30 protein-coding genes are annotated in these 26,063 nt (G+C 28.2%); 2 read left to right on the forward strand and 28 right to left on the reverse strand.

The genetic code is table 11. From position 1 onward, the window contains the following. Positions 1-16: 16 nt before the first annotated feature. The 15 genes from scpB to KHQ81_08905 all read right to left on the reverse strand — a co-directional run bounded on the left by scpB (position 17) and on the right by KHQ81_08905 (position 11,762). On the reverse strand, positions 17-595 hold the full coding sequence (gene scpB / locus KHQ81_08835) for an SMC-Scp complex subunit ScpB (GenBank protein QVK16993.1): 579 nt from the start codon (positions 593-595) through the stop codon (positions 17-19). Beyond that, complete coding sequence (locus KHQ81_08840; protein QVK16994.1) at positions 588-1,349, reverse strand: segregation/condensation protein A; 762 nt, start codon at positions 1,347-1,349, stop codon at positions 588-590. The genes scpB and KHQ81_08840 overlap by 8 nt, the downstream gene beginning before the upstream one ends. Before the next feature lie 222 nt (positions 1,350-1,571). Then, positions 1,572-2,951 carry a spore germination protein gene (locus KHQ81_08845; GenBank protein QVK19607.1) on the reverse strand — a complete coding sequence of 460 codons (1,380 nt, stop codon included), beginning with the start codon at positions 2,949-2,951 and terminating at the stop codon, positions 1,572-1,574. A gap of 84 nt (positions 2,952-3,035) precedes the next feature. Beyond that, positions 3,036-3,386, reverse strand: a complete 351-nt coding sequence (gene spoVAE / locus KHQ81_08850; protein ID QVK16995.1) for a stage V sporulation protein AE — start codon at positions 3,384-3,386, stop codon at positions 3,036-3,038. After that, positions 3,383-4,393: a stage V sporulation protein AD gene (gene spoVAD, locus KHQ81_08855; GenBank protein QVK16996.1), complete on the reverse strand. Its 1,011-nt coding sequence runs from the start codon at positions 4,391-4,393 to the stop codon at positions 3,383-3,385. The genes spoVAE and spoVAD overlap by 4 nt, the downstream gene beginning before the upstream one ends. 12 nt (positions 4,394-4,405) lie before the next feature. Next, positions 4,406-4,858 carry a stage V sporulation protein AC gene (spoVAC, locus tag KHQ81_08860; GenBank protein QVK16997.1) on the reverse strand — a complete coding sequence of 151 codons (453 nt, stop codon included), beginning with the start codon at positions 4,856-4,858 and terminating at the stop codon, positions 4,406-4,408. Positions 4,859-4,947: 89 nt separating this feature from the next. Beyond that, positions 4,948-5,616 (reverse strand): sigma-70 family RNA polymerase sigma factor, encoded by a 669-nt coding sequence (locus KHQ81_08865; protein QVK16998.1) that lies wholly within the window; start codon positions 5,614-5,616, stop codon positions 4,948-4,950. Next, on the reverse strand, positions 5,609-6,058 hold the full coding sequence (spoIIAB, locus tag KHQ81_08870; protein ID QVK16999.1) for an anti-sigma F factor: 450 nt from the start codon (positions 6,056-6,058) through the stop codon (positions 5,609-5,611). The genes KHQ81_08865 and spoIIAB overlap by 8 nt, the downstream gene beginning before the upstream one ends. Next, on the reverse strand, positions 6,059-6,409 hold the full coding sequence (gene spoIIAA / locus KHQ81_08875) for an anti-sigma F factor antagonist (protein QVK17000.1): 351 nt from the start codon (positions 6,407-6,409) through the stop codon (positions 6,059-6,061). It lies immediately after the preceding gene. A 270-nt stretch (positions 6,410-6,679) separates the two neighbouring features. After that, positions 6,680-7,354, reverse strand: coding sequence for a hypothetical protein (locus KHQ81_08880; GenBank protein QVK17001.1), 675 nt, complete (start codon positions 7,352-7,354; stop codon positions 6,680-6,682). A 70-nt stretch (positions 7,355-7,424) separates the two neighbouring features. After that, positions 7,425-8,201 carry an ABC transporter permease gene (locus KHQ81_08885; GenBank protein ID QVK17002.1) on the reverse strand — a complete coding sequence of 259 codons (777 nt, stop codon included), beginning with the start codon at positions 8,199-8,201 and terminating at the stop codon, positions 7,425-7,427. Continuing rightward, positions 8,201-8,983, reverse strand: a complete 783-nt coding sequence (locus tag KHQ81_08890; GenBank protein QVK17003.1) for an ABC transporter permease — start codon at positions 8,981-8,983, stop codon at positions 8,201-8,203. The genes KHQ81_08885 and KHQ81_08890 overlap by 1 nt, the downstream gene beginning before the upstream one ends. Continuing rightward, complete coding sequence (locus KHQ81_08895; GenBank protein QVK17004.1) at positions 8,976-9,944, reverse strand: ABC transporter ATP-binding protein; 969 nt, start codon at positions 9,942-9,944, stop codon at positions 8,976-8,978. Before KHQ81_08895 ends, KHQ81_08890 begins: the two co-directional genes overlap by 8 nt. A gap of 125 nt (positions 9,945-10,069) precedes the next feature. Then, entirely contained in the window at positions 10,070-11,104 is a 1,035-nt protein-coding gene (locus KHQ81_08900) for a winged helix-turn-helix transcriptional regulator (protein QVK17005.1), read from the reverse strand. A 76-nt stretch (positions 11,105-11,180) separates the two neighbouring features. Beyond that, positions 11,181-11,762 carry a GyrI-like domain-containing protein gene (locus KHQ81_08905; GenBank protein ID QVK19608.1) on the reverse strand — a complete coding sequence of 194 codons (582 nt, stop codon included), beginning with the start codon at positions 11,760-11,762 and terminating at the stop codon, positions 11,181-11,183. Positions 11,763-12,177: 415 nt separating this feature from the next. Between KHQ81_08905 and KHQ81_08910 the strand changes: the two genes are divergently transcribed. Beyond that, positions 12,178-12,462, forward strand: a complete 285-nt coding sequence (locus KHQ81_08910) for a hypothetical protein (GenBank protein ID QVK17006.1) — start codon at positions 12,178-12,180, stop codon at positions 12,460-12,462. Positions 12,463-12,538: 76 nt separating this feature from the next. Here the strand turns inward: KHQ81_08910 and KHQ81_08915 are convergent, their stop codons facing one another. The 13 genes from KHQ81_08915 to KHQ81_08975 form a co-directional block, all read right to left on the reverse strand. After that, positions 12,539-13,474: a hypothetical protein gene (locus KHQ81_08915; protein ID QVK17007.1), complete on the reverse strand. Its 936-nt coding sequence runs from the start codon at positions 13,472-13,474 to the stop codon at positions 12,539-12,541. 58 nt (positions 13,475-13,532) lie between these two features. Further along, positions 13,533-14,129: a DNA-3-methyladenine glycosylase 2 family protein gene (locus tag KHQ81_08920; protein ID QVK17008.1), complete on the reverse strand. Its 597-nt coding sequence runs from the start codon at positions 14,127-14,129 to the stop codon at positions 13,533-13,535. A gap of 26 nt (positions 14,130-14,155) precedes the next feature. After that, positions 14,156-14,953, reverse strand: a complete 798-nt coding sequence (locus KHQ81_08925; protein QVK17009.1) for a phosphotransferase — start codon at positions 14,951-14,953, stop codon at positions 14,156-14,158. A gap of 17 nt (positions 14,954-14,970) precedes the next feature. After that, a complete protein-coding gene (locus KHQ81_08930) occupies positions 14,971-15,735 on the reverse strand; it encodes a copper homeostasis protein CutC (GenBank protein QVK17010.1) in 765 nt (254 codons plus the stop codon). Further along, positions 15,732-16,739 (reverse strand): asparaginase, encoded by a 1,008-nt coding sequence (locus KHQ81_08935; GenBank protein QVK17011.1) that lies wholly within the window; start codon positions 16,737-16,739, stop codon positions 15,732-15,734. Before KHQ81_08935 ends, KHQ81_08930 begins: the two co-directional genes overlap by 4 nt. Then, positions 16,740-17,720 carry a GNAT family N-acetyltransferase gene (locus tag KHQ81_08940; GenBank protein ID QVK17012.1) on the reverse strand — a complete coding sequence of 327 codons (981 nt, stop codon included), beginning with the start codon at positions 17,718-17,720 and terminating at the stop codon, positions 16,740-16,742. It lies immediately after the preceding gene. A gap of 19 nt (positions 17,721-17,739) precedes the next feature. Next, entirely contained in the window at positions 17,740-18,729 is a 990-nt protein-coding gene (locus tag KHQ81_08945) for a phosphotransferase (protein ID QVK17013.1), read from the reverse strand. Between the two features lie 84 nt (positions 18,730-18,813). Then, on the reverse strand, positions 18,814-19,461 hold the full coding sequence (locus tag KHQ81_08950; protein ID QVK17014.1) for an NAD(P)H-dependent oxidoreductase: 648 nt from the start codon (positions 19,459-19,461) through the stop codon (positions 18,814-18,816). Further along, positions 19,442-19,930: a flavodoxin family protein gene (locus KHQ81_08955; GenBank protein ID QVK17015.1), complete on the reverse strand. Its 489-nt coding sequence runs from the start codon at positions 19,928-19,930 to the stop codon at positions 19,442-19,444. Before KHQ81_08955 ends, KHQ81_08950 begins: the two co-directional genes overlap by 20 nt. 142 nt (positions 19,931-20,072) lie before the next feature. Further along, the gene (locus KHQ81_08960; protein ID QVK17016.1) at positions 20,073-20,801 is read right to left on the reverse strand and encodes a hypothetical protein; all 729 of its coding nucleotides are present in this window, start codon (positions 20,799-20,801) and stop codon (positions 20,073-20,075) included. Positions 20,802-20,992: 191 nt separating this feature from the next. Beyond that, positions 20,993-21,304: a MerR family transcriptional regulator gene (locus KHQ81_08965; GenBank protein QVK17017.1), complete on the reverse strand. Its 312-nt coding sequence runs from the start codon at positions 21,302-21,304 to the stop codon at positions 20,993-20,995. A 48-nt stretch (positions 21,305-21,352) separates the two neighbouring features. After that, entirely contained in the window at positions 21,353-22,441 is a 1,089-nt protein-coding gene (locus KHQ81_08970) for a helix-turn-helix transcriptional regulator (GenBank protein ID QVK17018.1), read from the reverse strand. Between the two features lie 126 nt (positions 22,442-22,567). Next, positions 22,568-24,175, reverse strand: coding sequence for a sigma-70 family RNA polymerase sigma factor (locus tag KHQ81_08975; protein ID QVK17019.1), 1,608 nt, complete (start codon positions 24,173-24,175; stop codon positions 22,568-22,570). A gap of 792 nt (positions 24,176-24,967) precedes the next feature. On the opposite strand from KHQ81_08975, the gene KHQ81_08980 reads away from it, so the two are divergent. Next, positions 24,968-25,831 (forward strand): AraC family transcriptional regulator, encoded by an 864-nt coding sequence (locus tag KHQ81_08980; GenBank protein ID QVK17020.1) that lies wholly within the window; start codon positions 24,968-24,970, stop codon positions 25,829-25,831. Positions 25,832-26,063 lie beyond the last annotated feature (232 nt).

Genomic DNA, 26,063 nt, shown 5'->3' on the forward strand with positions numbered 1-26,063 from the left:
ACAGTTTAATTCTTTATTAATTAATTTTCAATTTAGTTAAATTATTAAACAAGTCTTTTTCCATCTCATTATCAATTTCAATATGGTCTAATAATTCTGGTAATTCTTCTAATGAAGATAATTTAAAATAATCAAGATATTCTTTAGTTGTTCCATATAGAATTGGTCTTCCTGGTGTATCTAACCTTCCTACTTCTTTAACAAGCGACATCGCCATTAATTTTCTAATGATATTATCTGAATTAATGCCCCGGACGTCTTCGATTTCTGCACGAGTAATCGGTTGTTTATATCCTACAATCGCTAATACTTCTAAAGAAGCATTCGATAATCTAGTTTTATTAATATTGGCATATATTTTACGATATATCTCAACATATTCTTTTTTTGTCACTATTTTATAATTATTCGCAGTATTTAATATTGTAATTCCTCTTAAATTATTATCATACATATCTGTTAATGACTCTAATAAATCTACTGCTTCACTCGGAGTTATCTCAAAGACATAAGCAATTTCATCAGGTGTTAATCCATCATCTCCAGTAATGTATAATAACCCCTCTAAAGCAGCAAGCATTTTTGTTCTATTCATATACCTCAACTCTTTCTTCTTCGTTTTCAATATAATCTAAATAGATGTCAGTAAATAATTCATCTTGTTTAATATTAATTATTTTATCTTTAGCGAGTTCTAAAATCGCCATAAACGTTGTCACAATAAATTCTTTTGAATCATGACTTGTAAATAATTCAGTAAACAGCAATTTTTTCTTTTCTTTAATCGCTTTTTTTAGTTGAATAATCCTTTCATCTATCGTAATTGTTTGTGGTTTAATTTTTGTTTTTAATGGTTGATGAAGATGATATCGCTTCATTACCTTATTAAAAGCACTTAATAAGTCATAGACATTCGCATTTTGTGCTAATACTTCTTTCACATCTAACTTAAATTCATTTGAAAAATCCGTTGGAATTTTAGTTATATAGTAATTTCTTTCTTCTTCTTGTTCTTTAAAATAAGGTACAACATCTTTAAATAACTTATATACTTTTAAACGCATCTTCAATTTTTCTTCTGGATTTTCTTCATAATCAATTTCTTCATTCTCCAAATTAGCTTTTGGTAACATCATTTTACTTTTTATAAAAGTTAAATAAGCTGCCATAACTAAATATTCACTTGCAATTTCTAAATTTAATTCTTCCATTGCATGAATAAAATCAATATACTGTTGTGTTATTTCCGAAACATTTATTTTATCAATTGATATTTTTGTTTCTTTAATTAAATATAATAATAAATCCAGTGGCCCTTCAAATTCATCAATTTTGACTTGATACTCCATTTTATCACCCGTAACATATTTTACCTTTATTTCAACAACTAGTCAATAGAAGGTTTTTTAAGCATTAACTGTGTAGTAATTCTACAAATATTCTCTTTTCTTTATATACTACCAGTCTTAAACATTTTACCTTTATTTGTAGTTTCTTGTCAAATGTAATCTATAATATATTCACTATAAATAAAGAACATTAAGACAATTTTTTGTCTCAATGTTCTTATTTTAAGATTGATTTCTTTTTCGTTGTTTTTTCTTTCGACTACTAACTCTTATAAAGATTGTGATAAAGTCTTTAAAATTAAATGGAATAAGTGGGTATAAATAAGGTTTTCCAAAACTCCTTGTAAAAGCTAAATAAAGAAAATAAAATATCGTACTTCCAATGAGTCCCCATAATCCAAAGAAGAATGTGAAGATTATAATAAATATTTTCGATATTTTATTCGCTAGTCCTAATTCATAACTTGGTGTAGCATATGAACCAATCGCAGCAACTGCCACATATAACACGACTTCAGGTGAAAATAAACCAACTTCAATCGCAATTTGTCCAATTAACACACCCGCTACAATTCCTAAGGCATTACTCATAGCTGTTGGGGTATGGATTGCTGCCATTCGTAAAAACTCAATCCCAATTTCACCTGATAGTATTTGGAAAACTATTGGAATTGATCCTTCTTCTTTTGGTCCAATAAATTTTAATTCTTTTGGTAATAATTCAGGATGATAGACAACTAACATCCATGTTGGTACTAAAAATAACGACACTAATATACCACCTGTCCGTGCTAACCTTAAAAAAGTTCCCACAACAGGTGTTTGTCTAAATTCTTCAACATGTTGAAGTTGTTCTAAGAATGTCGTTGGTGCAATCATCACACTCGGGGATGTATCAACCATTACACCCACTAAACCATCATATAAATGAACTGATAAAATATCAGGTCTTTCAGTATAACGCACTTTAGGGTATGGATTCCATGTTTGATTAGTAATTAATTCTTCTAGTTGTTTATCAGCCATCACGAGTTCATCAACCTCAATGTTTTGAATTCGCTTACGAATCGTGTTGACTATTTTATCATCAGTTAAACCATCTATATATAATAAACAAACATCAGTTTTTGATAAAGAACCTACTTTAAATAATTCGGTTCTAAATAATGGATCCCTGATTCTTCGTCGAATTAATCCAACATCAGTAATGATATTCTCAGTAAATCCATCTCTACTACCACGAACCACTTTTTCTGTTTCTGGTTCTTGGGGTTGTCTTCCTGGATAATTCCTAACATCTAAAATAAACCCTTTAGTATTATCTTCTACTAAAATAACGATTAATCCAGATAATATATTAGTAATCATTTCATCTAAATCATCACTTATCATTACTTGATGTAATGCAAGATGGTTATCTATGATATCAAAAGCTTGTTTATGCAGATTTACATCATCTTCACCAAGACGTAATAGTTCTCTGATAAGTTCTACTATTGTTAAAGTTTCCGTTAAACTATTACAGTAATAAAGCAAAATTTTTATATTTTTTATATAAAATGTACGAACTCCAACATCAAAACTTACCCCTACTCCAATCATTTTATTTAGATAATCAGAATTTTCATCAAGTTTTCGTGATAATGGATGGGGATTTTTATTACTCAATGCTTAACACTCCTTTCTTTAACCTCTTGGTTTAAAGATAATTGCGACTAAAAAAGCAAAAATAATGGTAGCTGTAATTCCACTTGCGGTTAAGCTAAACATACCCATACCAATCCCGATTACTCCCATTTCTTCTGATGTTTTTAACGCACCATGAAGTAAAGAATGACCAAAACTAGTGATTGGAACTAATGCACCTGCTCCAGCAAATTTAACTAATTTATCATAAAGGTTAAAGGAATCAAGTATAGCACCCCCAACAACAAACCAGCTGGTCACATGTCCTGGGGTTAACTTAAATATATCTACTAATAACTGACCGATAACACAGATAATTCCTGCAACGATAAATGCATTTAAATAAATCATTTTTCCACCTCATCACATTTTTCAAATGCTACTGCATGAGCAATACTAGGAATGGTTTCTTTTTGTAACATCATGACAGGATTTAATAAAGCACCTGTAGCAACTACTAATACTCTTTTTATTTTATTTATTTCTAATAAATTTTTAATATAACCATAAGTAACAACAGCACAACAAGCACAACCACTTCCTCCAGAAAAAACTGGTTGCTTATCAGTAAAAATTAATTTACCACAATCCTCATGAAGTTTATCAATGTTATAACCCTCTTCTCTCATGATATCAAGCAATACTCTTGAACCTACTTTTGATAAATCACCTGTGACAATCATGTCATAATAATCAGGAGAGATATTTAATTCTTTTAAATGTCGGATAATCGTATCACTAGCCGCTGGGGCCATCGCACAACCCATATCATTTGGATCATTTTGGTTGGCATCAATCACACGACCTATCGTTACTGATGAAATTTTTATTGATGATTTCTTATTTGTAACAATAGCAGCACCAGCACCAGTTACAGTATAGGTCATGGACTTAGGTTTTTGTCCACCATATTCAGTTGGATATCTAAATTGTCTTTCTGCTGTAGAATTATGAGAACAAGCGGCTGCAACGATATTAGTAAACTCTTTACTATTAATGAGTAATGATGCAGTGAGAAGGGTTTGCATAGAGGTTGAACAAGCGCCATACATTCCTAAAAATGGAATATCAAAATCACGCATAACGTAATTACTTATAACATTTTGATTTATTAAATCACCAGCAATCGCTAAATCAATATTTTCATTATCTAATCCTGAACTAACAATCGCAATGGTTATGGCATCACTTAACAAACGCTCCTCAGCGTTTTCCCAATTTTTTTCACCACAATAATTATCTTTATAATCTCTGTCGAAGTATTCACCAAGTGGTCCCTCCTTTTCTAAAGGTCCAACTGATGTTCCTGTTCCTTTCAAATAAACGGTATCATTAAAAACAACTGTCGCTTTCTTCATTTCAACACCACCTTATGACTGAAAAAATATAAATCGAATAATTCCTAATATATACGCTGAAACAACGCCAAACACAATGACACTACCAGCTAATTTGAACATGTTAGCACCAATTCCTAAAGTGATACCTTCACTTCTACCTTCTAACGCAGCACTTGTCATTGAATTAGCAAATCCTGTAATTGGAACAAAGGCACCAGCACCAGCAAATTGTCCTAAATAATCATATATTCCAAAGCCAGTAGACAATGCGGTTAATAAAATTAGCGTTACAAGCATTAAAGAATTCGCGTTTGTCTTTTCAATATTAAATACATTCGTATATAAATCAGCTAATCCTTGTCCAAAGACGCCAATACTTCCTCCTACAATGAATGCAATGAAACAATTTTTAAAATAATTAGGTTTAGCAACATTTTTATTTATTATTTTGGAATAATCTTTTTTCACAAAATTCCTCCTCAAGATAATCTATTAATAATATTTGTCAAATCTTGAATTTTATGAAAATAAAACACCATCTTTTGTCGTATTCTATCGACAAAGATAGTGTTTTATTTAATCATATAATATTTTTTAAATTCTTCTGTAATCTTCTTTTCTAACCTAGATACTTTTGATTGTGAAATTTTTAATTGCGCAGCAATTTCATTTTGATTAAAACCATAATAAAACCGGTAAAACATTAGTTTTTTTTCTATTTTAGAAAACTGTTTGATAATATCTTTAATTTCTAATGAACTTTTATCAATATCATAACGATTATCAACGGTTTTCATATCGATTAATGAAACACGATTATCATCATATATTGAACTTTCTAAAGATAATGCTTTATTATTATGATTATAAGACATAACAACATCTTCATAGGGTAAATCTAATTTCCTCGCAATATCATTAATTGATAAGTTACCATCTATTTCAATTACTTGATTGATTTTTCTTTGCATTGATAATATTTTTTTACTTACTTTAATGTGATTTTTATTTCGAAGATAGTTTTTAATTTCACCTAAAATATAGGGAACCGCAAATGTAGAAAAGGCATTTCCTCTTGATACATCAAATTTTTTCGCTGCCATAATTAAACCAATACAACCCGATTGAAATAAGTCATCTTTTTCTTCTTTTAAATAATGAAATTTGTTAACGATAGACCATACTAATTTATAATTGTCTTCTATTAACTTATTTTCATTATGTAAATTTTTATTAGGCATATTGTTCTTGTGGATAGGTGATTGTTTTTTTGATTTTGATAATAGTTCCTTCACCAACTTTTGAACTAATGTAAAATTCATCAGCGAAGATTTCCATTATCGTAAGACCCATTCCAGATCGTTCTTCTTCTGGCTTAGATGTATAAAATAATTCTTTAGCTTTTGTCAAGTCCTCTATACCTTTTCCATAATCAATCACGGTTAATGTGATTTCATTTTGATAATTTTCAATAATCAATTTAATTTTACCACCTTTATTTTCATAAGCATGAATAACACTATTTGTTACTGCTTCTGATACAATGGTTTTTAATTCATTTAATTGATCAATCGTTGGATCTAACGGCATAATAAATCCTGCAACCACTATTCTCGCAAACGCCTCGTTTTCACTGGTTGCTTCAAATACAATCTCAGCATAATTATCTCTTTTTAGTTTCATTTAAGCCACCCCCAAATAGTTTGAAGCTTGTTCTTCATCTTTCGTTATTACTAAAATTTTGTATAATCCTGATAATTTAATAATCTTTTCAATCATTGTATTCAACTCACAGACTATTAAACTACCTCTATTTCGTTTCACCTGATGATACCTACCTAACATGACACCAATTCCACTACTATCCATAAATGCTAAATTCTTCAGATTAAATATCATATTAGTAATTTCATATTTGTCCATTAAAGAATTTATTCTCTCACGTAATTGAAAAGATGTATGATGATCAAGTTCCCCAGACAATCTCACAAATAGTGTATCAGCCTTTATAAACAAATGAACTGATAAACCCATACCTCTCACTCCTTAAATTTTTCTAATTCAAATTTAACATATTTTATCTATTGGTTATACCAATTCGACATTAATAGATAAAAAAAGAAATAAGAATTTGTCTATATACCTAACTTATTAAATCAGAAAAGGTTACTTATTGTATAATGATAGATAATAATGATTTAAAAAGTCTAATAATTGTACACTTAAGCATATGCATTATATCCTATAATGAATTAAATATTTGTTTATTCATGTCGAAATAAAAAAAGTGAATAAAAATAATTTTTAATCACTTTCAACTTTTAACCCATTTAAATAACTATATAATTCTTTAAAGTCACCTTTTAAAGGTGCGCATTGATTATCTTCATTTACATAATACGCCTGATCTTCACTAAACATTTTAATACTACCTATCTCTTCACCATTAGTATTTTTAAATATTATAGAAACATATTTAGGTGGCTCGTATTCATATTTATTATTTAAGCCTCCCAGATAACGTTTCCTTGGGTAACTAGTAAACATCTTGTAATATCCTATATCTAGGTCTTTAGTTAACGTTTTAATTTCATTTAATTGACTTTCTTCTAATGGTACTGTATTCGTTTCATATAAATCAAAAAATAATAATTTCCCATGATATTCTAGTTCAGCAGAAGGAATATCACTAATAATAATACTTAAATTTCTTTCTTCAGGAATTGTTTTCTCCCAAACGTTATAACCAATGTCTAGACATAATACAGAAACAAACAGAATAGAGAAACACCCGATAAACCGATGATACTTTATATTAAAAGTAGAATCAATCTTGTAAATTCTTTTGTAAAAAAAGCGAAGGAAGCGATACTTACAAGCAAAATGAAAAAACTTTTTTGGTATAAGAATTTCTATTAAACCAAACAAAAAACCAATAAGGAAAATAACCCCTAAGCTAATTAATAAAAATAATCCCATAAAATCACCCTTTACATCTTTATATATTTATTATATCACTTAAATATTTAGATTTAAAGACTATAGTAATTTAATAGGCATCTAATGTTCCATAAACTCTTGCAATTCTTTCGATAAATTTATAAAAACATAAAGCAATAATAATATAGCTACACCCTAATAATAATTCTTCTATTAATAACCAGGTAACATTTGTGTTACCTACCAATAATAATTTAGATGCTTCTACACTTCTTGTTAAAGGAATGATTTGCGATAGGTGATTTAGCCATATAGGTAAGCTTTCTCTTGGGATATTAGCACCTGATAATATGAGCATTAATGAATAACAAATATTCGTAAGCATATAAATTTCTCTTGTGATAAGTGCAAATATACCTATTAACACACCTAAACTCATGACAGAAAAAACACCAATAATAATTGTTAAAATAAACAAAGGGAAGTTAATTGAGGAGAGGTTGACATTAAATAGAAGTACACCAATTAATAACCCTGAAATGACTGATAAAAACCCATCCGCAATATGCATTAATGTTCTCCCAATAAAAATTGAAAATTTATTCATAGGAGATGACATGACAACCTTTAATGTGCCCATATATCGATCACTGATAAAAGTCATTGAAACACCAAAGAAAGCATTAAATGATGCTAATATTAACGCATTCCCTATTACCCATTGAGTAACATCATTTGCATGGTAAGCAAATTTTGCGGTTAAGACAAAGAATACCAACTGTAAAATGGGCATTAATGTTTTTACAAAGATATAGTTTTCAAGAGTTAGCATTCCAAATAATGATTTATAAGACATAATTGCTTGATTAAAAAATCTTCTGACCATTATACTACCTCCAATGTCGCTTCTTTTCGTGTTTTCCGATCGATTAATTTAAAGAAAAAAATTGATATAATCAAATAAACACTCGTTAGTAATGATAATATTCCTAATTTTATATAGAAATCATGATAATTTGTTATTCCAGAGGTTGAAATACTCAGTAATTCTTTAGCCCAAGTTGGCGTTAGTAGATAAGAAAATACTTTTATATATTTTGGCAAGATATCAATAGGAAAAACCAATCCACATAATATATATATTGGATAATCTAAGGCGTTCATAAATACATTTGCTTGTCTTGATAATGTTAAAAGAGTTGCCAGTAACATAGATATCGCAATAAAGGAAAGGATCGTAATGAGCATTGTAATAATGAAACATAAGACATTTTCTACATGGAATTTAACATTAAATACTAATATTAAAAATAAAGTACTATATACCATAGAAAAAAGACCTAATAATACATTTCCAAATATCTTACCACTTATAATTACTATAAATTTTACTGGTGAACAACTAATTATAGATAACGTCCCCATCCATCTTTCCCTGGCAATATCGCTTGCTGAAGAATAAACAATAGTTCCCCATATTGTTATTAAGCCTGTTCCATAGATAATGTGGCCAATAATATTATCAACATTAGAATTTCTAAACATAAGATACATTATTGTACCAAATACAAGTGGTTGGACAAACATCATAAAACGAAACATATTTCTTGAATAGGTTTGTCTGATATGCAGGGTTGAACTTGATAAAAATGCTTTTAAATTACCCATTCACATCACCCAAAGTTTTAATATATGCATCCTCTAACGTTAATTGTCTTGTATTCATATTCACTATTTGTTCCTCTTTAAATATTTCAGCAAACTTATTCATTATTGGGAAGATATTTTTGGTTTCAATACAAACATTTGTAATATAATCCTTTTTCGTCACGTTTATATTTTTAAACATAGATTTAACTAATTCTTGTTGTTCAACACTTACTTCAATTAAATTAAAGGTTAGTTTCTTCATATCATCAATACTACTTTTAATATCATCAGGACTACCTATTCTAAGAATTTCACCATTATTTATGAAAGCAATTCTATCACACAAGTCATCTGCTTCTTGCATGTAATGGGTTGTGATTAATATCGTTTTCCCTTCATTTTTTAACTTCAATAATAATGCTCGTAAATCCTTTGCCGCTACTGGGTCAAGTCCAATTGTTGGTTCGTCTAAAAAAAGAATTTCAGGATCATTTATTAAACCTCTTGCTATTTGTAAACGTTGCTTCATTCCTTTAGAATAGGTTTCTACTTTTTCATCAGCTCTATCGCTAAGATTCACTAGTTTTAACAAGTTCTCAATTCTTTTTTCCTGTACACTTTTTTTGATTTTATGTAAATCTGAGAAATATCTTAAATTATCTCTTGCACTTAAACGCCAATATAAACTTCTTTCTCCTCCAAAGATAAAGTTAATCTTTTTCCTTATTTTAGTTTCTTCACTATCTACATTAAATCCTAAAACATAACCTTCCCCACTGCTAGGTAATAACAGTGTTGTTAATATTTTTATTGTTGTGGTTTTTCCTGCCCCATTAGGGCCTAATAGTCCAAAAATCTCGCCCTTTTTTATCTCAAAATTAATTCCTTTTAGTGCTTCAGTTATTACCTTTTTTCGTCTAAATATTCCCTTATGAGATTTAAAGTTTCTTGTTAAATCCTTCACTTCAACTACATTCATCTATTAGCCTCCTTTATATATTAGATGTATATCTAATTAGATGATTATATAATATATAATCTTTAGCTATAAGTCAATATTTTTTATGTAAATATATAAAAAAAACAAACTTTTTTCAAGTTTGCTTAAATATTATTATTAATATAATCCTTTAATAAATCTAATACCTCATCAAATTTTTGTTGATTTAAACTAAAATATTTAATATTTTTAATTTTTTCTTCCTTTATCATACCAATTGATTTTAATAAATCTAAATGATGCGAGATGGTAGCGGTTGTTAAATCTAGGCTATTAGCTAATAATTTACCATAGGTTGGACCAATACTTAACCTTCTCAATATTTCTAATCTAGTTCGATCTGAAATAACTTTTAAAGAGTTTGAAATTTCTTCACCAATTTTATTTGAATAGAAATTATCTCTTCTTAAATCATATATAACAAAATTTGTTTTATTATCATGAACTCTAAGTCGATGTGGACTTATGAAGTAAGAAGGAGCAAATAAAAATTCTTGATAATCATGAACATTTTGAAATGTTTTTCCCATTAACTGTTGTCCGACCTCTAATGGGCTTTTATTATGTAGTTCTTTCTTTATTTTATCAATTGAATCTTGATAATTTAATTGATGCGCATTAATTAGGTTATGAAAAGCTATCGATTGATCAATTTCAATTAATAAATTACTAAGTCCCATCATAAAGGAATCTGTATGATATAAAACATCACTGATTTCATCAATTGTTTCCTTATACATCCAATTGAGATTTTTTTCTAATTCATCTATACTTATCTTGTTATTTCTTAATCTCTTAATCGCTTCAAACCCTAAACTTTTATCTGTAAATGCATAAATAAATTCTTCTTCAGAATATCTTAATAACTCATCAATAAAAGTGTTTATATCCTGATATTCATTGATAGAAAACATCACATCAAATAGTTCTATACCATGAAATTGAAATTTACCGATAATTTTTAATGTATCTAAACTATTATTAGATAAACTTTTCATTAAATGATTCGTAAAGTCACTCATAAATTGATGATGATTGGGTTTAGCTAGTAATTGTACAACAGATATTACTTCAACCACAGTAGAAAAAAAACAATTTGTTTTAGGTGTAATTGTATTAATATCAATATCATGTGCCATAAAAACATCTCCTAGTTAGATGACTACCTAATTTTCTTAATTATATAAAAAAGATATATATAAGTCAAGTTTAGATTCATTTCATCCCATATTTTCTTTCAATAGGGTGTCTCAGGACAGTTTTTAATTTTCCAGGCTGAACTCTTCTTGGGTCTGATATATATATTTCATGGTGTTTTCCACCTTTACCTAATGTATCAGTAAGTCCTTCATCTAAAATAAATTGATTAAGTTTTTTAACTGACTCTTCTTCTTCACTATAAGGTCCAATATGCATAAATTGAGCACATAAACCTTCATGAAATTCTTCTAATCTTGGGACTAATGTAATCTCTGGATGTTTTTTCTTAAATTCACCATAAGCCCAATTAAATAATTCATTATGAACAAATGATGGCTGACGAATCATAAGTGTCCACTTCCAATTACTCCGTTCTTTAAATGAAAATTCTCCTTCATCAATCCACCAAAGTCCTTCTAATGGAGCAACGACATATTTATAGTAATCACCAGGTTGTTTATTTTTCTTATAACTCATTTTTATGGTATATGATAGTCCATATAATAGTTTAATTGCTTCTTCAAATTGGTCATTGTTATTAGGATCACCGATTCCATTAACCATAATAAAATGCATAGATTCTACATCAATAAGCATTGGTTTTGTTTTCGGTAAATATAAATCTTTATATGCTTTTTTAAAATCAAATGTTTCTTCTTTCACTATAATCACCTCATATATAAAATATCATATCATGTTATAAAATGTAAATCTTAATGAAAAAATAACTATAATTGTTTTTTCCCTTTTATACAATTATAGATAATGATATAATATAATTACTTACTAGTAGAGAGGGGCTGATGAAATGATTAAATTACTAGGGTGGTTAGCTAATTAGCTAATTAAAGTGGTTATTTAGCTTAACCACAATCAAGTTTCTTATTTAGCTCTAGTATTATCAATTAATTGATAATACTAGAGTCTATTTACATTTACTAGATAGGAGGTGAATTGATGAAAACAGCAATTTTAGATAATACTCATTCTGATATCAAGGAGGTTTTCATCATTGTCATACAAAAATGGGGGAGATATTTTACCACCTAAATTATTACGTGAATTACAAAAACATATTCAAGGTGAGTTAATTTACATCCCCAAAGAAAAAAATTCCAGAGCTGCTTGGGGTGAACATAGCGGTTCAAAAAAATTAATGGATAATCGTAATTTAGACATCTTTAATTCTTATATACAAGGTGAAAGTATTAAAGATTTAGCATCAAAATTTTGTTTAAGTGAAGATAGTATTAAAAAGATTATTTCAAAAAACAAAAAGAAAATACATGAAAATTAATTTAATAATAACAAAACATAAAAAAGGAATATTTTCAATGGAGAATGTTCCTTTTCTATTTTAACTAATTAAACAATTAAATAACCTTTTCCCATAAAGTTTTAGATATTTCCCATTCAAAATCACAATGAACAAAGAAACTATTAACATTACCTTCATTATCACGTTTAAATTCTAATTCAATACTCTCCCCTTGAATATAGAAAAAATCTCCTTCTTTTTGTATTAGTTCAACTTCATCAAAAATTAGTTTTTGTAGATAAAATTTTTGTTCTTTATAAACTACACAACATTCTTTTTTTAGTTTTGTATTTTTATATTTTCCTATATATTGATTATTGATTAAATTTTCACGTTTTAAAGGTGGTAAATTTAATTTTTTTGTTATGATATTATATTTTTCTTCTCTATTTACTGATGAAACGTCTATTGATATACAAGGCATATGATATTGTGTAATGAGATAATCAGATATAGTTCTAAATTTTTTAATGATACTTGAAAACAAATCAAAATCTTTAACATCATGCTTTTTCGCATACTCTGTTTCCTCTAAATTAGAGGCAATATACTTAACCCATTCTTCTCCTCGTTCTTCACAAATTTCTTTCAATGATTTTACAACATCCTTTTTATAAATATATATTAAAACTGGATTAAGCTCTTCAATGATATTCTCCACGTCAAAAGCATATTGATAAATAATATCATCGCTAGCATTCATTTCTATCAGTATTCTTACAGTACTTTGTAATAATGATGTTTCTAAAATGATTACTTCTTGTGATTCTTTTTGCTTAGAAACAAACTTACGCCAATTATTTAACGTTGTATCGATAAATTCATCTATATTGTTAATATCCCATTCATGTATTGGGTGATTTGCTTGTTCTTCATGATATAATCGCACCTCGTATCCACATCTTTTAATATGTCCTCTAAGAATTTGTGCGGTAGTTGATTTACCTGTTCCGGTTATACCTTCAACCAATATTAATTTTGTCTCTAACATACTAATTCCTCTTCCCTAAATACTATAATCTAAATATAAATAATTTGTATCACAAATACTAATGTGATAATTCCCATAAATAAAGTGATGCTACAGAACCATATGGTGAATACCTATTTTTATATTGTTGAAACTGCTCCTTTGTTAGAGTTTTTAAACCATATAAATTCATCATTCCTCTACGAATCGCTAAATCATTATAACTGACAATATCAGGTCGATTTAGCGAAAATATCAATAACATTTCAGCTGTCCAAACACCTACTCCATGTAGTTTTGTTAATTTATTAATTATCTCTTGATCTGAAAGGGTGTTAAGTTTCGTAAAATCTATTTCTCCTTTTATTGCTGCGGTCGCTATTTCTTTTATATAGTAGACTTTTCTATTTGTCATGCCACATTTTTGAATATCTTCATCATTCGCTTTAATAATGTTTTCAGGTGTTATTTTTGTAATTAATTCAGCAAACCGATTCCACACTGTTTTTGCTGCTTTCTTTGATATTTGTTGACTTATAATACTTCCAATAAGTCCTTCAAAAGGATCTTTAGTTACTTCTCGGTCAATCTTTCCGATTCTTTCAATTGCCGCTCCAAGCAATTGATCTTTCTTCTTCAGATAGTTAATTTCTTTATTACTGTATTTAAAATACATCTTTTTTCCTTTCAAAAATGTATAGTTTATTTTAATCTTTTATCAATAATATCTAGTAACCACTTTTCTTCACCAGGTACTTTTTCATTAAGTCTCATTACTGCCATTGGGAGTAACCATTCATCAATATCTTTTGATTTAAGTTTCTCTAGTTTCATGTATTCCTTTATATAAGCAGAATACAAGCGCCATTTCAATAATTTTATTAGAATAACTATGAATCCAGGAATATTTTCTGGTATAAATGGTGTTTTAATTAATAAATATGTTCTTACAACATCACTTAATTTATTACCTAAATAAGCATTAGACCAATCAATTGTGATGAAATCTCCATTTTGAACCATAATGTTATCAGGATGAAAATCACCGTGACAAACAGATAAATTATTAGGTAAAGTCTTCAAATAATCTAAAACTTTTTGTTTTTTATCATCACTTAATTGAGTGTTTCTGTTAATTTCTTTTGTGAATTTTTCTGTTTGAAAGGGTAAACCATTAAGTACATGCTGATGTATTTTATGATGAATTCTAGCCATTTTCCTCCCATAAAAAGCTGCTTTCCATGGTTTATTTTCAAGAATTTCAAGGATTGTTTTACCATCAATGCGATCATATATGATTCCTTTACGTTTATTTTTATCTATTATTTCATATACACAAGGAGATGATATTCCCGCTTCATTTATTTCTTTACCAATTTCTGCTTCATAGGTAATATTATCTGTTGGTACCCAATCAAAGAATAGTTTCAATATTTTATCATCATCATGAGTATATACTTCAGCTGTTCTTCCTTTACCAATTAATAATTCTGTATCCATAATTTAGCTCCTATAACTTATTTAGTAATTTTCTTATGAATCGTATTTATAAATGATGTTGAAATGATATCATAAGTACTTTCTTCTGGTCTTAGCGATGATCCAAAATAGACATGTGGTTTCATTAAAACTGATTTATCGAGTCTAGTTTCATGAGAATTAATATGTATTTGATCAATCGCAAGTTCATTTACCACTCTTTCTACATTATGGATTTTACATCCAGCTGGAAGAATTTCTATTCTCCCATTAGCATACTCTATTAATTCTTTTAATAAATCCATTCCTGCTTCAATTGTATTTTCTTGTCCCTTGGTTAAAACTCTTTTTACTCCTAAGTTAACTAAGGTATCAATTGCCTGAAATGGGTCAGGTACAACATCGATTGCTCGATGAAATATGACTTCTTTTTCTCCTGATAATTTAATTATTTTTTCACATCTATCTACATCTATTGTTCCATCTTCATTTAATATTCCAAATACTATTCCATCTGCCCCATGTTTAACTGCCATTTTCGTATCCTGTATCATGACATTGAATTCACTATCCGTATAACAAAAACCACCTCTTCTAGGTCTTATCATAACAGCGACAGGAATCTGTAAAACCCTCTTTGCTTCTATGATTTCTCCAATTGATGGGGTAAGCCCCCCTAAGAAGAGTGCTGAATTTAGTTCAACTCGGTTTGCTCCGGCTTTTTCTGATTCTATAGCATCATCAACTGAACCACAACAAACTTCAATTAGGATATCTCTTTTCAATTTTATCCCCCATTTCATTTTATTAATTTTAAATCAAAAGCTACTTTACTGCACCCAACAATCTTATTGTTATCATTTTTAATACTTTTTGGAAATGCTTTGTATAATCTATCAATTGTTTCTTTATTATCATAATGAATGTCTTCTAATATTTTCGCTACGATAAATGGCCAACTTTCTTCTGAACCATCCATAACTTTAATCGCAAATCCTAAGCGTTCCCTTTTTAAACCAAAACAATAAACGCCTTTTGCACCACCTTTGGCAACGATATTTTCATCTTGATTAAGTAATGAACAGATAAGATTTGATCCCGATACCATGTCATGATGTTTATTCATTAGTTTAGTTATTTTAATGACTGCATTTCTTATTTTACTGTCTTCTATTATATCTGGGCAAGCAAGTTTAAAATATATATTAGCTAAATTTTTTAAAGGTAACGCAAATACCGGTACACCACATCCATCTACACCAATTTTGATTTCATTTTTGGGATAATCTGAAAGAATAGAAATATGTTCTACTATTTCTTGCTGCACTTGATTACTTATATCCCAGTAATTATCACTGGGGTAACCTAACGCCTTGCATAGTGTGATGATATTAAAATGTTTACCCGAGCAATTATGATATATTCTACGCTTAGGCATATTTTTTCTTAAAAGATTCTCTTTACTTTCGTTGTTTAGTGGATAAGTAGGAAGACAAATAAGTTCTCTTTCCTCTATTCCAACCTTTTTCATTATTCCTTCTAAAGCTTCTACATGCATCGATTGAGCCCTATGCGATGCTACTAATACTACTATTTCTTTTTCTGTAAATTGACACTTCTTTTCTATTCCTCGTTTTATTAACGGAATCGCTTGAACTGTCTTAGCTGATGATCTTAAATATGATAAAAAATTAATATCACCAACTGCGTACTTTATTTCTCCCCTATCTGTAACACCACATATATGTCCCCAATGCTCACATTCTAAAATGTCACCTCGATAGTCTTCTACTAATAATGCTTGCATTTAATTATTCAACCCTTTATTTAAATGAATACGCTCATCTACTCGTCTTATCATTGCGTAAGAATAGGGGATAAAATGTTTCAACCAGAAATTTCTTCCTTCATAATTTGCTGATTCAAAATCAGTTGAACACCTTTTAAGTCCTTTAGAAATCGCCCAATCAGTTGCTTCATTTAATAATCTTGCCATAATATGATTTCCACGATATTTAGGAATTACATACGCACCATTAATTGCCATTGTATCTCCATCATCTAATTCATCCATATTTATTTCAGAAGTATTTGTCTTTAAATAACCTAAAATTTGATCATCTTGTTCTGCTATCCATAAATGATTGTTTTCTATCTCTAACCAATCATAGTATTCTTGATAACTATCTTCTTCGTCATCATATAAAAAAATTGGAGCTTTCGCTAGATGCTCATTTATTCCTTTAAAAAGAAGGTTCATCTTTGGTAAATCTATTTTCTTAGCTTTTCTTATCACTATATCATCAGTTTTTTCAGGGATATTCACCTTTTCAAGTTTACGCACTGCATCAATCACATACATTCCAAAACCATTGTAAACCCAAGTATCTAAGATTTCTTCTTCATTAGCATACATTAAAATACTATGGGTATAACAACCATCTTCAACCCATATATCTGATATTTTTTGATACAGTAAATTATAGATTCTACTTTTATCATAACCTTTTAAAACACCTGTTAGAAATGGTAATACTAAAGCCCCTTTTACTGTCCCCTTATAATCATCAATATAAAATCCCTTCATAAAACCAACTACTTTATTATCTTCAATCGCAACTAGAAAACGATTATCGTCTACAAATTTACTTAATCTTTCCACATGTTTATCATAATTTACATACTTATCTGATAAAATAGGTAGTTTAACCAAGGCATCTTTATATTTTTCTGTTAAAATGCTTGCTATTTCATTAATATATTCTTTTTTAAGATAGGTATATTCCATCTCAACTTTCCCTCCCAATTTATATATTTTCATAAAATCTTTCATTATTTAATAATGGTAAAATATAATCTCTACAAATCTCTTTCGTACGTCTTAAATACCATTCTTTTGTATCAGGGTTATATAGTTGTGTTGCCATAAATAATAATATTGACATGATAAAGAAACCCTCAATATATTTCATATCATTCTCTGGTATATCACGTATACACCTATAACCCTTTAATACCTCTTTTCTTATTGATAAAGGACTAAAATCAGCTATTATCCCTCCTAAATCCATATAAAAATAACCATGTCCACTAAGACAAAAATCAATTGGGGATATGATTTCATTCTGTATGATTAGATTAGATTTATGTAAATCAGCATGAATAACGCCAAAAGAATCGTAAACTTTACCAAGTTCTTCCATAAAACTAATTATTTTCTCCCCACCTTTTTTAATTAGCTCATATTCCTCATCTTTAATAAGGTTTAGATTAATTCCTTTTTTAATTTGTTTTATTACTGATATCATCTTCTCTTTATCATAACGGTGTCGTTTAAGTTCTTTTCCTTCAGACCAACTAGATGAAAAATTATGAAGTTTAGCTGTTAAAACTCCAGTAAGGTAGGCTTGTTTACTAAAATCAGCATCTTCTTTACTCAATGTTTTTCCCTTTATCCAATTTAATATGGTAGCATATATCGTTCTATCCTTAACTAAAATTTTTGAAACATAATCTCCTTTTATATTTTTCACTGGTCTTTGAACTAGGATATCCGTATTCTCATCTATTGCACTAATAAACTCTATTTCAGAACACAAATTATCATATGAATGTTGAACGGTTGATAGTGAAAATCCTTCTTTAGGTATATGAATACGCAATACAAATTCTTTACTTGTTGATCCATCAATTACTTTATAGGTCATATTTTCATTATGTCTAATAAAAGTAACTTGTGGATTAGATATTTTATATTGCCTTAATACACTTTCTACTAATTGATCAATAATTACCACCCCATTAATAATGAATATATATAATTATAGCAAACAAATGTAAAATATTGTCAATATTTTTGAAATAAATACAAAAAGTGCTGATTATTCAGCACTAAATGGTCTATCAAACCTTTTATCAAACGCATTATTATTACGTAAGAACTTATTCCAAAATATATCCATTAAACCTATTTTTTTGATTAATCGAACTAGTTTAAGTTTTAATCCAACTATTTTGTAAGGTTTTTTCAAATCATTTATAATCTGCTTATCAAAGCAACTAGATTCTTCATAAACTCTTCCAAACTCTTTAAGTTTATTAAAGAGCTTTTTTGTCAAAAATGAAGGCATGGTATAGATCGCTGCTGCTTCTGGTTTTACTAAAGTCCCAAGAAATTTCATATTTAATTCCTCTGCTAGAGATTCAAAATACCTTTCAATATATTCACCTTGAAATCCTTCAGGAAAACCATATTGTAGTATAAATCCTATTGACTTATTGTTTGTTATTTCTCTATTAAGATGCTCTATAAAACGCATAAGACATCCAGGCATCCCATGAACGTATAAAGGTAAGGCGATGATAATAGAATCAAAATCTTTAATTAGATTTGCAAGAACTTCATTATCTTCTTCTATAATCCTTTTAATAACTACTTCTTCTTTTATATCCTTGATAAAATTTTGAATAAATATTTCTGTATTACCTTTTTTTCCTTTTGGAGAACCATTAATAATTAGTGTTTTCATATTTTTCACCTCTATAATCTTTTATTTTTTTAAAACTTACTTTTTTTGAACGAAACTGAGTAAATGTCCTAATTATATAATCTTTAAGGATTTCTCTTCCTTTTTCTGAATGAAAATCACCTTGATAATAAAATTCAATATCAGGATATTTATCATATCGTGGTTGATGATTAAAACCATCTCCTGAAACATCCATATAGGGAAGAAAATGGGGGATTAGTCTGTCTAATAATGTTTTTATTTTCCCACTAATAAATCCATTCTTAACTTCAGAAAATATGATTACCTTATCTGCTTCTAAATAGAATCGGTAAAAATCATTTAAATCTTTATGAACACATTTACCAGGTGTTTTTATCCAACAATTCCAACACCCTTTACAATCTTTTGGATTAAAATTACGTAAGTCCATTTCATAAATTGAATTAACTTCTAAATCACTACACTCTCTAATAACTATTGTTTTCATTCTTTCACCTCAAATATTTTATTTTTTTTATTACATGTCTATTTTATGTTGAGGAGTTTACTCAACTGCAACAGATAAATTTAAATTTTTTCATATAAAAAAAGCAATAGTATAGAGTATACTCCAAACTATTGCTTCTAATTTAAATAGATTTTCTATCAAAAATCATTATTTTCGCATGCACTTTATCTTCTTCTTTAAAAAAGTCATTTATATTGCTACCTTCCTGTAATATAGCTTCCTCATAGTCACTTGTTTCAATATAATTTAAATTTTTTATTTTTTGTTTAATTGCCCGATTGTCGAAAAACGCCCACTTTTTTCTATCAAGTCTTGAAAACATATCTGCTTTTTTGAAATATAAATATAGTCCGATAATACTACTTTTATCTTTAATGTATTGATTGAGGCTTTGATAAATATCGATATCTGAACGAAAAGCATTTTTGAAGGTAGCTAAGAAATCAATCACAATATCAATCGTATTAGTTTTGATTGGAAGTGCGTCTAATTCACAACATATATACAAAACATTTATATTTGAAAAATTACCTTCGATTGATTTTTTAGTGATTTTTAATTTCTCAATATCTTCATCAACTAGTATCATTAATTTAATATCCGTTGTTTTTTCTAATAAGTTCAGTTCAACAGGTCCAACTCCAGTTTTCATAAATAAAAGGATTTTATCAGATAAATTTCTATCAACTAATACTCGTGCAATTTCTTCATTACGCTTAATCATAATATCAATAAAAGATTTTGGTGTCTCATTCATTAATTCATCAATGTAATTTTGTCTACCATCATATGGTTCAATAATATCTAATTGATTTGAATTACTGAGAATAATTCCATCTTTAATGAACAAGGTATAGCCACACCTACATTCTCCTTTAGCATTATAAATACTATTATGCTTAAGGACCCCTTCACTAAATTCGATCGTTTCACCACATTTAGGACAACTAATAAAATCTAACAGGTTAAACCCTATTCCATAGGCTTTAACTAATTTTTTATCTCTACTTTTAATTTTATTTAATTAAATTTTTATAAGGTCTAATGCTTTAGATAAATGGATAATTTCTTTTTTACACTTCTTTGTTTCTCAAGTAATATCTGTTCATATAAATTACTTTCAATAATTGTTTCGATTTTATTTAGTTTGTCAATTGAAATTATTTTCTTTATTTCATCTAACGTGAAGTTAAGATTCTTTAAATATAATACTCTATCTAATTGATCTTGTTGTTCATTTTCAAAGTAAAAATACTTTCCTTTTCTTATTGGATGAGTTAAATTTAAATCAATATAATATCTAACAGTATCCACACTTATCTTATTTTTTTGAGCGAAAATTCCAATTCTCACAAAATCACCTCAATTACTATATATTATATTTTAATATGGATTTATTTTTCAGCTTTTTAATCTATTTTGAATTTCTATAAATTCTTTCTTTTCATGCAAACATGCAAATACTGAATTTGTCGTTCGCTCATAAAGCAATTCACTATCAGTACTCTCAAAATTCTTAATTAAATCGCTTTTATTGTAACTACATTGATTAACAAATAAGGAGGTATACTTTGTTGATTCTTTTAAATTATCAAATTTTTTAGCGTTCTCCTCAGCCAATTTAAGATATTTTATTCCATTATCACATTTCCCAATAGCACATGATAATTCTGCGAGTCTACAATAAATTCTTCTTAACCGACAACTATAAAATAACGTATTATCATCATAAAAAATTACATTATATAAATTTTTAGCAGCTTCTACACACTGAATTTTTTCTTCTAACGATAAATTTTTCCCATAACTAAATGTCAAAAGATTACTAGACATGAAATTAAGAAAAGAAAGTATGTTTTCCTGTATTTGTTTTATCCTATCATCACCAGAATATATATGTTCAAGCAACTTTTCCTTTGATATACATAGATTAGGCATTAAGTTAGCTAGCTCAATCGCCCTTTCTTTTTTGTCAAATTCTGGATAAGAATAACATAAAATTTGTATCGCTCCTTGCCTTATTTCATCATTTGTACAATCTTCAAGTATTCTTTCACATAAAGCTATCGCTTCTTCAATATATCCCTTTTCTTTACTCTCTTTTTCTTGCTCATCAGTTGCATTATAACTTCTTAAAGAATTAGCTAATCCAAGGGTTAATTGATAATTTTTTGGATATTCTTTTAAAGCTTCTCGCATTAATTGAATACTACCTTTCATATCACCAATATTCCTAAGTCTTTTGTTTTCATTCTCATATTCTTTAATTTTCTCATCCTTATTTTGTTCATCTTGTGTAAATAATTCATCAATAGAAACATCAAAAAAATTGGCGATTGTTGGAACTAATGTAATATCTGGTAAAGCCACTCCATTTTCCCATTTACTTATTGCCTGATAACTTATCCCTAAATATTCAGCAAGTTTTTCTTGTGTTACATCTTGTTTCTTTCTAAGTCTCTTAATTACTTCACCTATTTTTATATTCATATATACACCTACTTCAATTATTTAACAGTACTGTTATGATATAAGTATATTGGTTATTTAAAATATATACAATAACTAATTATTTTAGTTTTATACAACCATGGGTTGAGTTTAAAGATGTAGTAGTTACTTAAAATCAATTGAGGTACTCATTTCTTCAAAAAATACACTATAAGCAAATACTTCTGATTCTTTATCTAAACTTAAATACTGGTGTTTAATTCCATATAAAATGATACTAGATCTAAACCACCCCAGCATTGAAATAGCTACATGCTCCACATTGTCGAAAACCGCAATATTTTCTATTATCCATTTTTTAAATAAAGTATAATGATTAATTACTTTATCAAGTTTAGGACTTTTACTAATTGTTTCATAGATTTTTTCTCTTTCACCATCTTGTAAATAAACCGTATTTACCTTGATTTTGTTTTCAATTACCTTAATTAAATTTTTCTCACACAATCTTTTAATTGACTTATCATATTTCTTTAAAACATCTTCAACTACTAGTTCATCTTTTGAAGTCATGCAAATCATTCTTAAGACATCAACAAGATCATCCTCAAGTAATGTAATTCTACGATTTCTTAGTTCAAGATGTGTAATATCATGTTCAAGATAAAATACAATTCTTTTAGAGTCAAAATGACCATTTAATCCTACAAAAAATAATTCTGGATCATACTCACGGTTTTCATAAGCTAGTGCATCCCACTTCCCACCAAATGGACGTTCACTTACTTTAAAATCACACACTTCATCTTCTAATAAAACCCAAATCAACGATAGAAGTTGCCAGTAAAGATATTCTTTCGATAAATCACTTCCTACAAAACCAATCTCTCTAACATCTTCTATTACATCATCTAACCAATCAAATACAGCTTTACCAAGTGACTCTTTTTCTCTAGTGATATATTCTTTCACTTCTCTTTGTTCTTTTTTTGATACAATTGTAAAATTGGTAACATATTTGTTTCTTTCTACTTCTTTTAGAACAGTCCCTAGTTTTAATTGATACACTATTTCTTCAATATAAGGCATGGAGATACCTAGTTCTAAAGCGAAGTCTTTTAGTGATGATGGATTTTTATAGGCATGTAATAAAATATTTTTTTGAATCAGATTAGAGAACAAATTCCATGGACTCCCTTCAGTACCTTCTTTATTTACATGAAATAATGGGCTTAAGTCTTCTGGAGAATAAGTTTTTTTTCCATTTAATTGATTCAATTGGATAACCTCCTTTAATTTTTGACGTAAACTGTATAACTTATATTTTACAGTTCCTAGAGGAAGATTAGTGTTTTTAGAAATTTCTTTAATAGATAAGTCATCAATATAATAAGCAACAAGAATGTTTAAATAGTCTTTAGATAATAACTTTAATGCACATCTAACACTTTCACTCTGTTCTTTTAGAACAAGATTATCAAATGCATTAATTTGGTTATTAGGGAGTCTATCTAGATCATATTCATTTATTAAATTTTTGCGTTCTTTCACTCTATATTTTATAAATTTAGCATATTGATTTTTGACTATTTTCCAAACATAATTATCAAAATTTTCTGGAATAATACCTTTTTTAAAATTAATGATTATATCCATTAAAATAGTTTGCGAAAGGTCCTCTGCATCATTTACACAACTTATTCTTTTAATAGAGTAAAAGTAAATCTTATCAAGATACTCTGTTAGTAACTTATCAATTAATCGTTCTTCCATATATTCACCTACTTCACTTATATAGTGTCAGAAGATTGAAATTGGTTTGAAAAAATATTTATTTTTTTATAAATTTTTACTTTCAATTATTCACTCTATATTTAAAATTATATCATAAATCATTTCAAGATTTAATACTTAGTCCAGTTCTGATCTTTTTGATATTATTAAAATGTAAAAGAGGATGAACTAGTATGTCAGTTCATCCTCTTTATTAATGATTACTTTTTAGCAACGGGTGCTTGAATCTCAGTTAAATAATTAGCAGAGTCTTCGTTTTCGTAAATTTCTGAAGTTCCTCCTATAATTACCTTCAGCATTATAAGCAAGAATAATATCTCTTAATGGTAATACTTTATAAGATGGAATAGTTTTTATTGTGATGTCATAAAACAATAGAAATAATTACCCTTTTCAATTTTCCCTTTTAAGAAATCGTAAATGTTTAGAATCTAAATTACGTGCCATTAGTTAAACTATTTCAGAAAGTGAGAATCCCATTTCTTTCAAAGCTTGAATACGATTGACCTTTGTCAATAGAGTAGAACCGATAACCATTAAACTTATCAATCTGTTCTGATTTTAGTAGTCCGTTTTACAATAATATTAGTTTAATCACCATATAATTTATAATCGATAATTATTAATAAATAACTATATAATTTGCATTTCTATATGTTAACGTGTATTATTAAAGTAAATAAACAATTTATGGAAAAACTGATTTATAAGCGCATTTATAATCAAGTTTTTTTCGATAAAACATATATAATTGAGGTAGGAGATGACTTTATGAACTGGGTAAAAATACTTTCAAACTCGATTGATTATATTGAAGAAAATTTAACAGAACCAATAACCATTAAAGAGATAGCCAAAGTAGCTATGTCCTCACCCTATTATTATCAACGGATGTTTTACATATTGACAGGAATTACTGTATTTGAGTATATAAGGAATAGAAGACTATCCCTAGCTGCTAGTGAACTCATAATGAATAATATAAAAGTAATTGATGTCGCTATCAAATATGGTTATGAATCTTCCGAGGCTTTTTCTAGAGCATTTAAGAAAATGCATGGAGTTAATCCTTCAGAGGTTAGAAAGAAAAAAGTGACTATTAAAGCATTTCCGAAATTAATAATTCAAATAATGTTAAAAGGAGATGTCCCTATGGATTACAAAATTGAAAAGAAACCTGAATTTAGTTTTTGTGGGATGACTAAGAATGTTTCTACAGAAAATGGTGAAAATTATATCAACGTCCCTAAGTTTTGGGGAGAAGTAATGCAGAATGGTCAATTTGAAGAAATGATGAAAAAATCAAGGGATGGTAAATGTATCGGAGCTTGTATGCCCATGGACCCTGAGGTTGACAATAATTTTGATTACGTTATTGGGATCTTTACAGAAGAAAAATTATCTGAATATGATAATCATATGGTTCCAAGTGCTAATTGGGCAATCTTTGAAGTGAGAGGCCCAATAGGAGAAAAACTTCAAAATACATGGAAACGAATTTTTTCTGAATGGTTTCCATCAACCGGCTATAAACATGCTGATTTACCTGAATTAGAAGTTTATTATGATGGTGATACACAGAGCCCTAATTATCTTACAGAAATTTGGATTCCTATCATAAAAGAAGAAAAATAAAACTATCGATCATGTTGTATATTTAAATACAAATGCAAAAGAATTTGATAAAAAACTAAGTCCTGTATTATAAGAGACGCAGCTGGGAGAAATATGCCCTATGGTTAGTGTTTAATCCAATTTCATGTAAATTAATTTAAAAAAACTGTTGTTCTTTTTTGAAAAATTATTTATACCAATTATTGGTTATCATAGTCATATTTTAACAGATATAACGCAAAAAGAGCAACTC

This window comes from Mycoplasmatota bacterium (genome assembly GCA_018394295.1).
In the GTDB taxonomy this organism is placed as follows: Bacteria; Bacillota_I; Bacilli_A; order Haloplasmatales; family Haloplasmataceae; genus JAENYC01.

Coding starts and splice junctions, on each gene's coding strand:
- KHQ81_08890 (QVK17003.1), bottom strand. CDS start 8,983: ATGGGTAATTTAAAAGCATTTTTATCAAGTTCAACCCTGCATATCAGA.
- spoVAE (QVK16995.1), bottom strand. CDS start 3,386: ATGATTTATTTAAATGCATTTATCGTTGCAGGAATTATCTGTGTTATC.
- KHQ81_08865 (QVK16998.1), bottom strand. CDS start 5,616: ATGCCTAATAAAAATTTACATAATGAAAATAAGTTAATAGAAGACAAT.
- KHQ81_08840 (QVK16994.1), bottom strand. CDS start 1,349: ATGGAGTATCAAGTCAAAATTGATGAATTTGAAGGGCCACTGGATTTA.
- KHQ81_08900 (QVK17005.1), bottom strand. CDS start 11,104: ATGGCACATGATATTGATATTAATACAATTACACCTAAAACAAATTGT.
- KHQ81_08925 (QVK17009.1), bottom strand. CDS start 14,953: ATGGATACAGAATTATTAATTGGTAAAGGAAGAACAGCTGAAGTATAT.
- KHQ81_08930 (QVK17010.1), bottom strand. CDS start 15,735: ATGAAATGGGGGATAAAATTGAAAAGAGATATCCTAATTGAAGTTTGT.
- KHQ81_08935 (QVK17011.1), bottom strand. CDS start 16,739: ATGCAAGCATTATTAGTAGAAGACTATCGAGGTGACATTTTAGAATGT.
- KHQ81_08950 (QVK17014.1), bottom strand. CDS start 19,461: ATGAAAACACTAATTATTAATGGTTCTCCAAAAGGAAAAAAAGGTAAT.
- scpB (QVK16993.1), bottom strand. CDS start 595: ATGAATAGAACAAAAATGCTTGCTGCTTTAGAGGGGTTATTATACATT.
- KHQ81_08895 (QVK17004.1), bottom strand. CDS start 9,944: ATGAATGTAGTTGAAGTGAAGGATTTAACAAGAAACTTTAAATCTCAT.
- spoIIAB (QVK16999.1), bottom strand. CDS start 6,058: ATGAAACTAAAAAGAGATAATTATGCTGAGATTGTATTTGAAGCAACC.
- KHQ81_08955 (QVK17015.1), bottom strand. CDS start 19,930: ATGAAAACAATAGTTATTAGAGAGTGTAGTGATTTAGAAGTTAATTCA.
- KHQ81_08980 (QVK17020.1), top strand. CDS start 24,968: ATGAACTGGGTAAAAATACTTTCAAACTCGATTGATTATATTGAAGAA.
- KHQ81_08975 (QVK17019.1), bottom strand. CDS start 24,175: ATGGAAGAACGATTAATTGATAAGTTACTAACAGAGTATCTTGATAAG.
- KHQ81_08940 (QVK17012.1), bottom strand. CDS start 17,720: ATGGAATATACCTATCTTAAAAAAGAATATATTAATGAAATAGCAAGC.
- KHQ81_08915 (QVK17007.1), bottom strand. CDS start 13,474: ATGTTAGAGACAAAATTAATATTGGTTGAAGGTATAACCGGAACAGGT.
- spoVAD (QVK16996.1), bottom strand. CDS start 4,393: ATGAAGAAAGCGACAGTTGTTTTTAATGATACCGTTTATTTGAAAGGA.
- KHQ81_08920 (QVK17008.1), bottom strand. CDS start 14,129: ATGTATTTTAAATACAGTAATAAAGAAATTAACTATCTGAAGAAGAAA.
- spoIIAA (QVK17000.1), bottom strand. CDS start 6,409: ATGGGTTTATCAGTTCATTTGTTTATAAAGGCTGATACACTATTTGTG.
- KHQ81_08845 (QVK19607.1), bottom strand. CDS start 2,951: ATGATTGGAGTAGGGGTAAGTTTTGATGTTGGAGTTCGTACATTTTAT.
- KHQ81_08885 (QVK17002.1), bottom strand. CDS start 8,201: ATGGTCAGAAGATTTTTTAATCAAGCAATTATGTCTTATAAATCATTA.
- KHQ81_08970 (QVK17018.1), bottom strand. CDS start 22,441: ATGAATATAAAAATAGGTGAAGTAATTAAGAGACTTAGAAAGAAACAA.
- KHQ81_08905 (QVK19608.1), bottom strand. CDS start 11,762: ATGCTTATTGATGTAGAATCTATGCATTTTATTATGGTTAATGGAATC.
- KHQ81_08880 (QVK17001.1), bottom strand. CDS start 7,354: ATGGGATTATTTTTATTAATTAGCTTAGGGGTTATTTTCCTTATTGGT.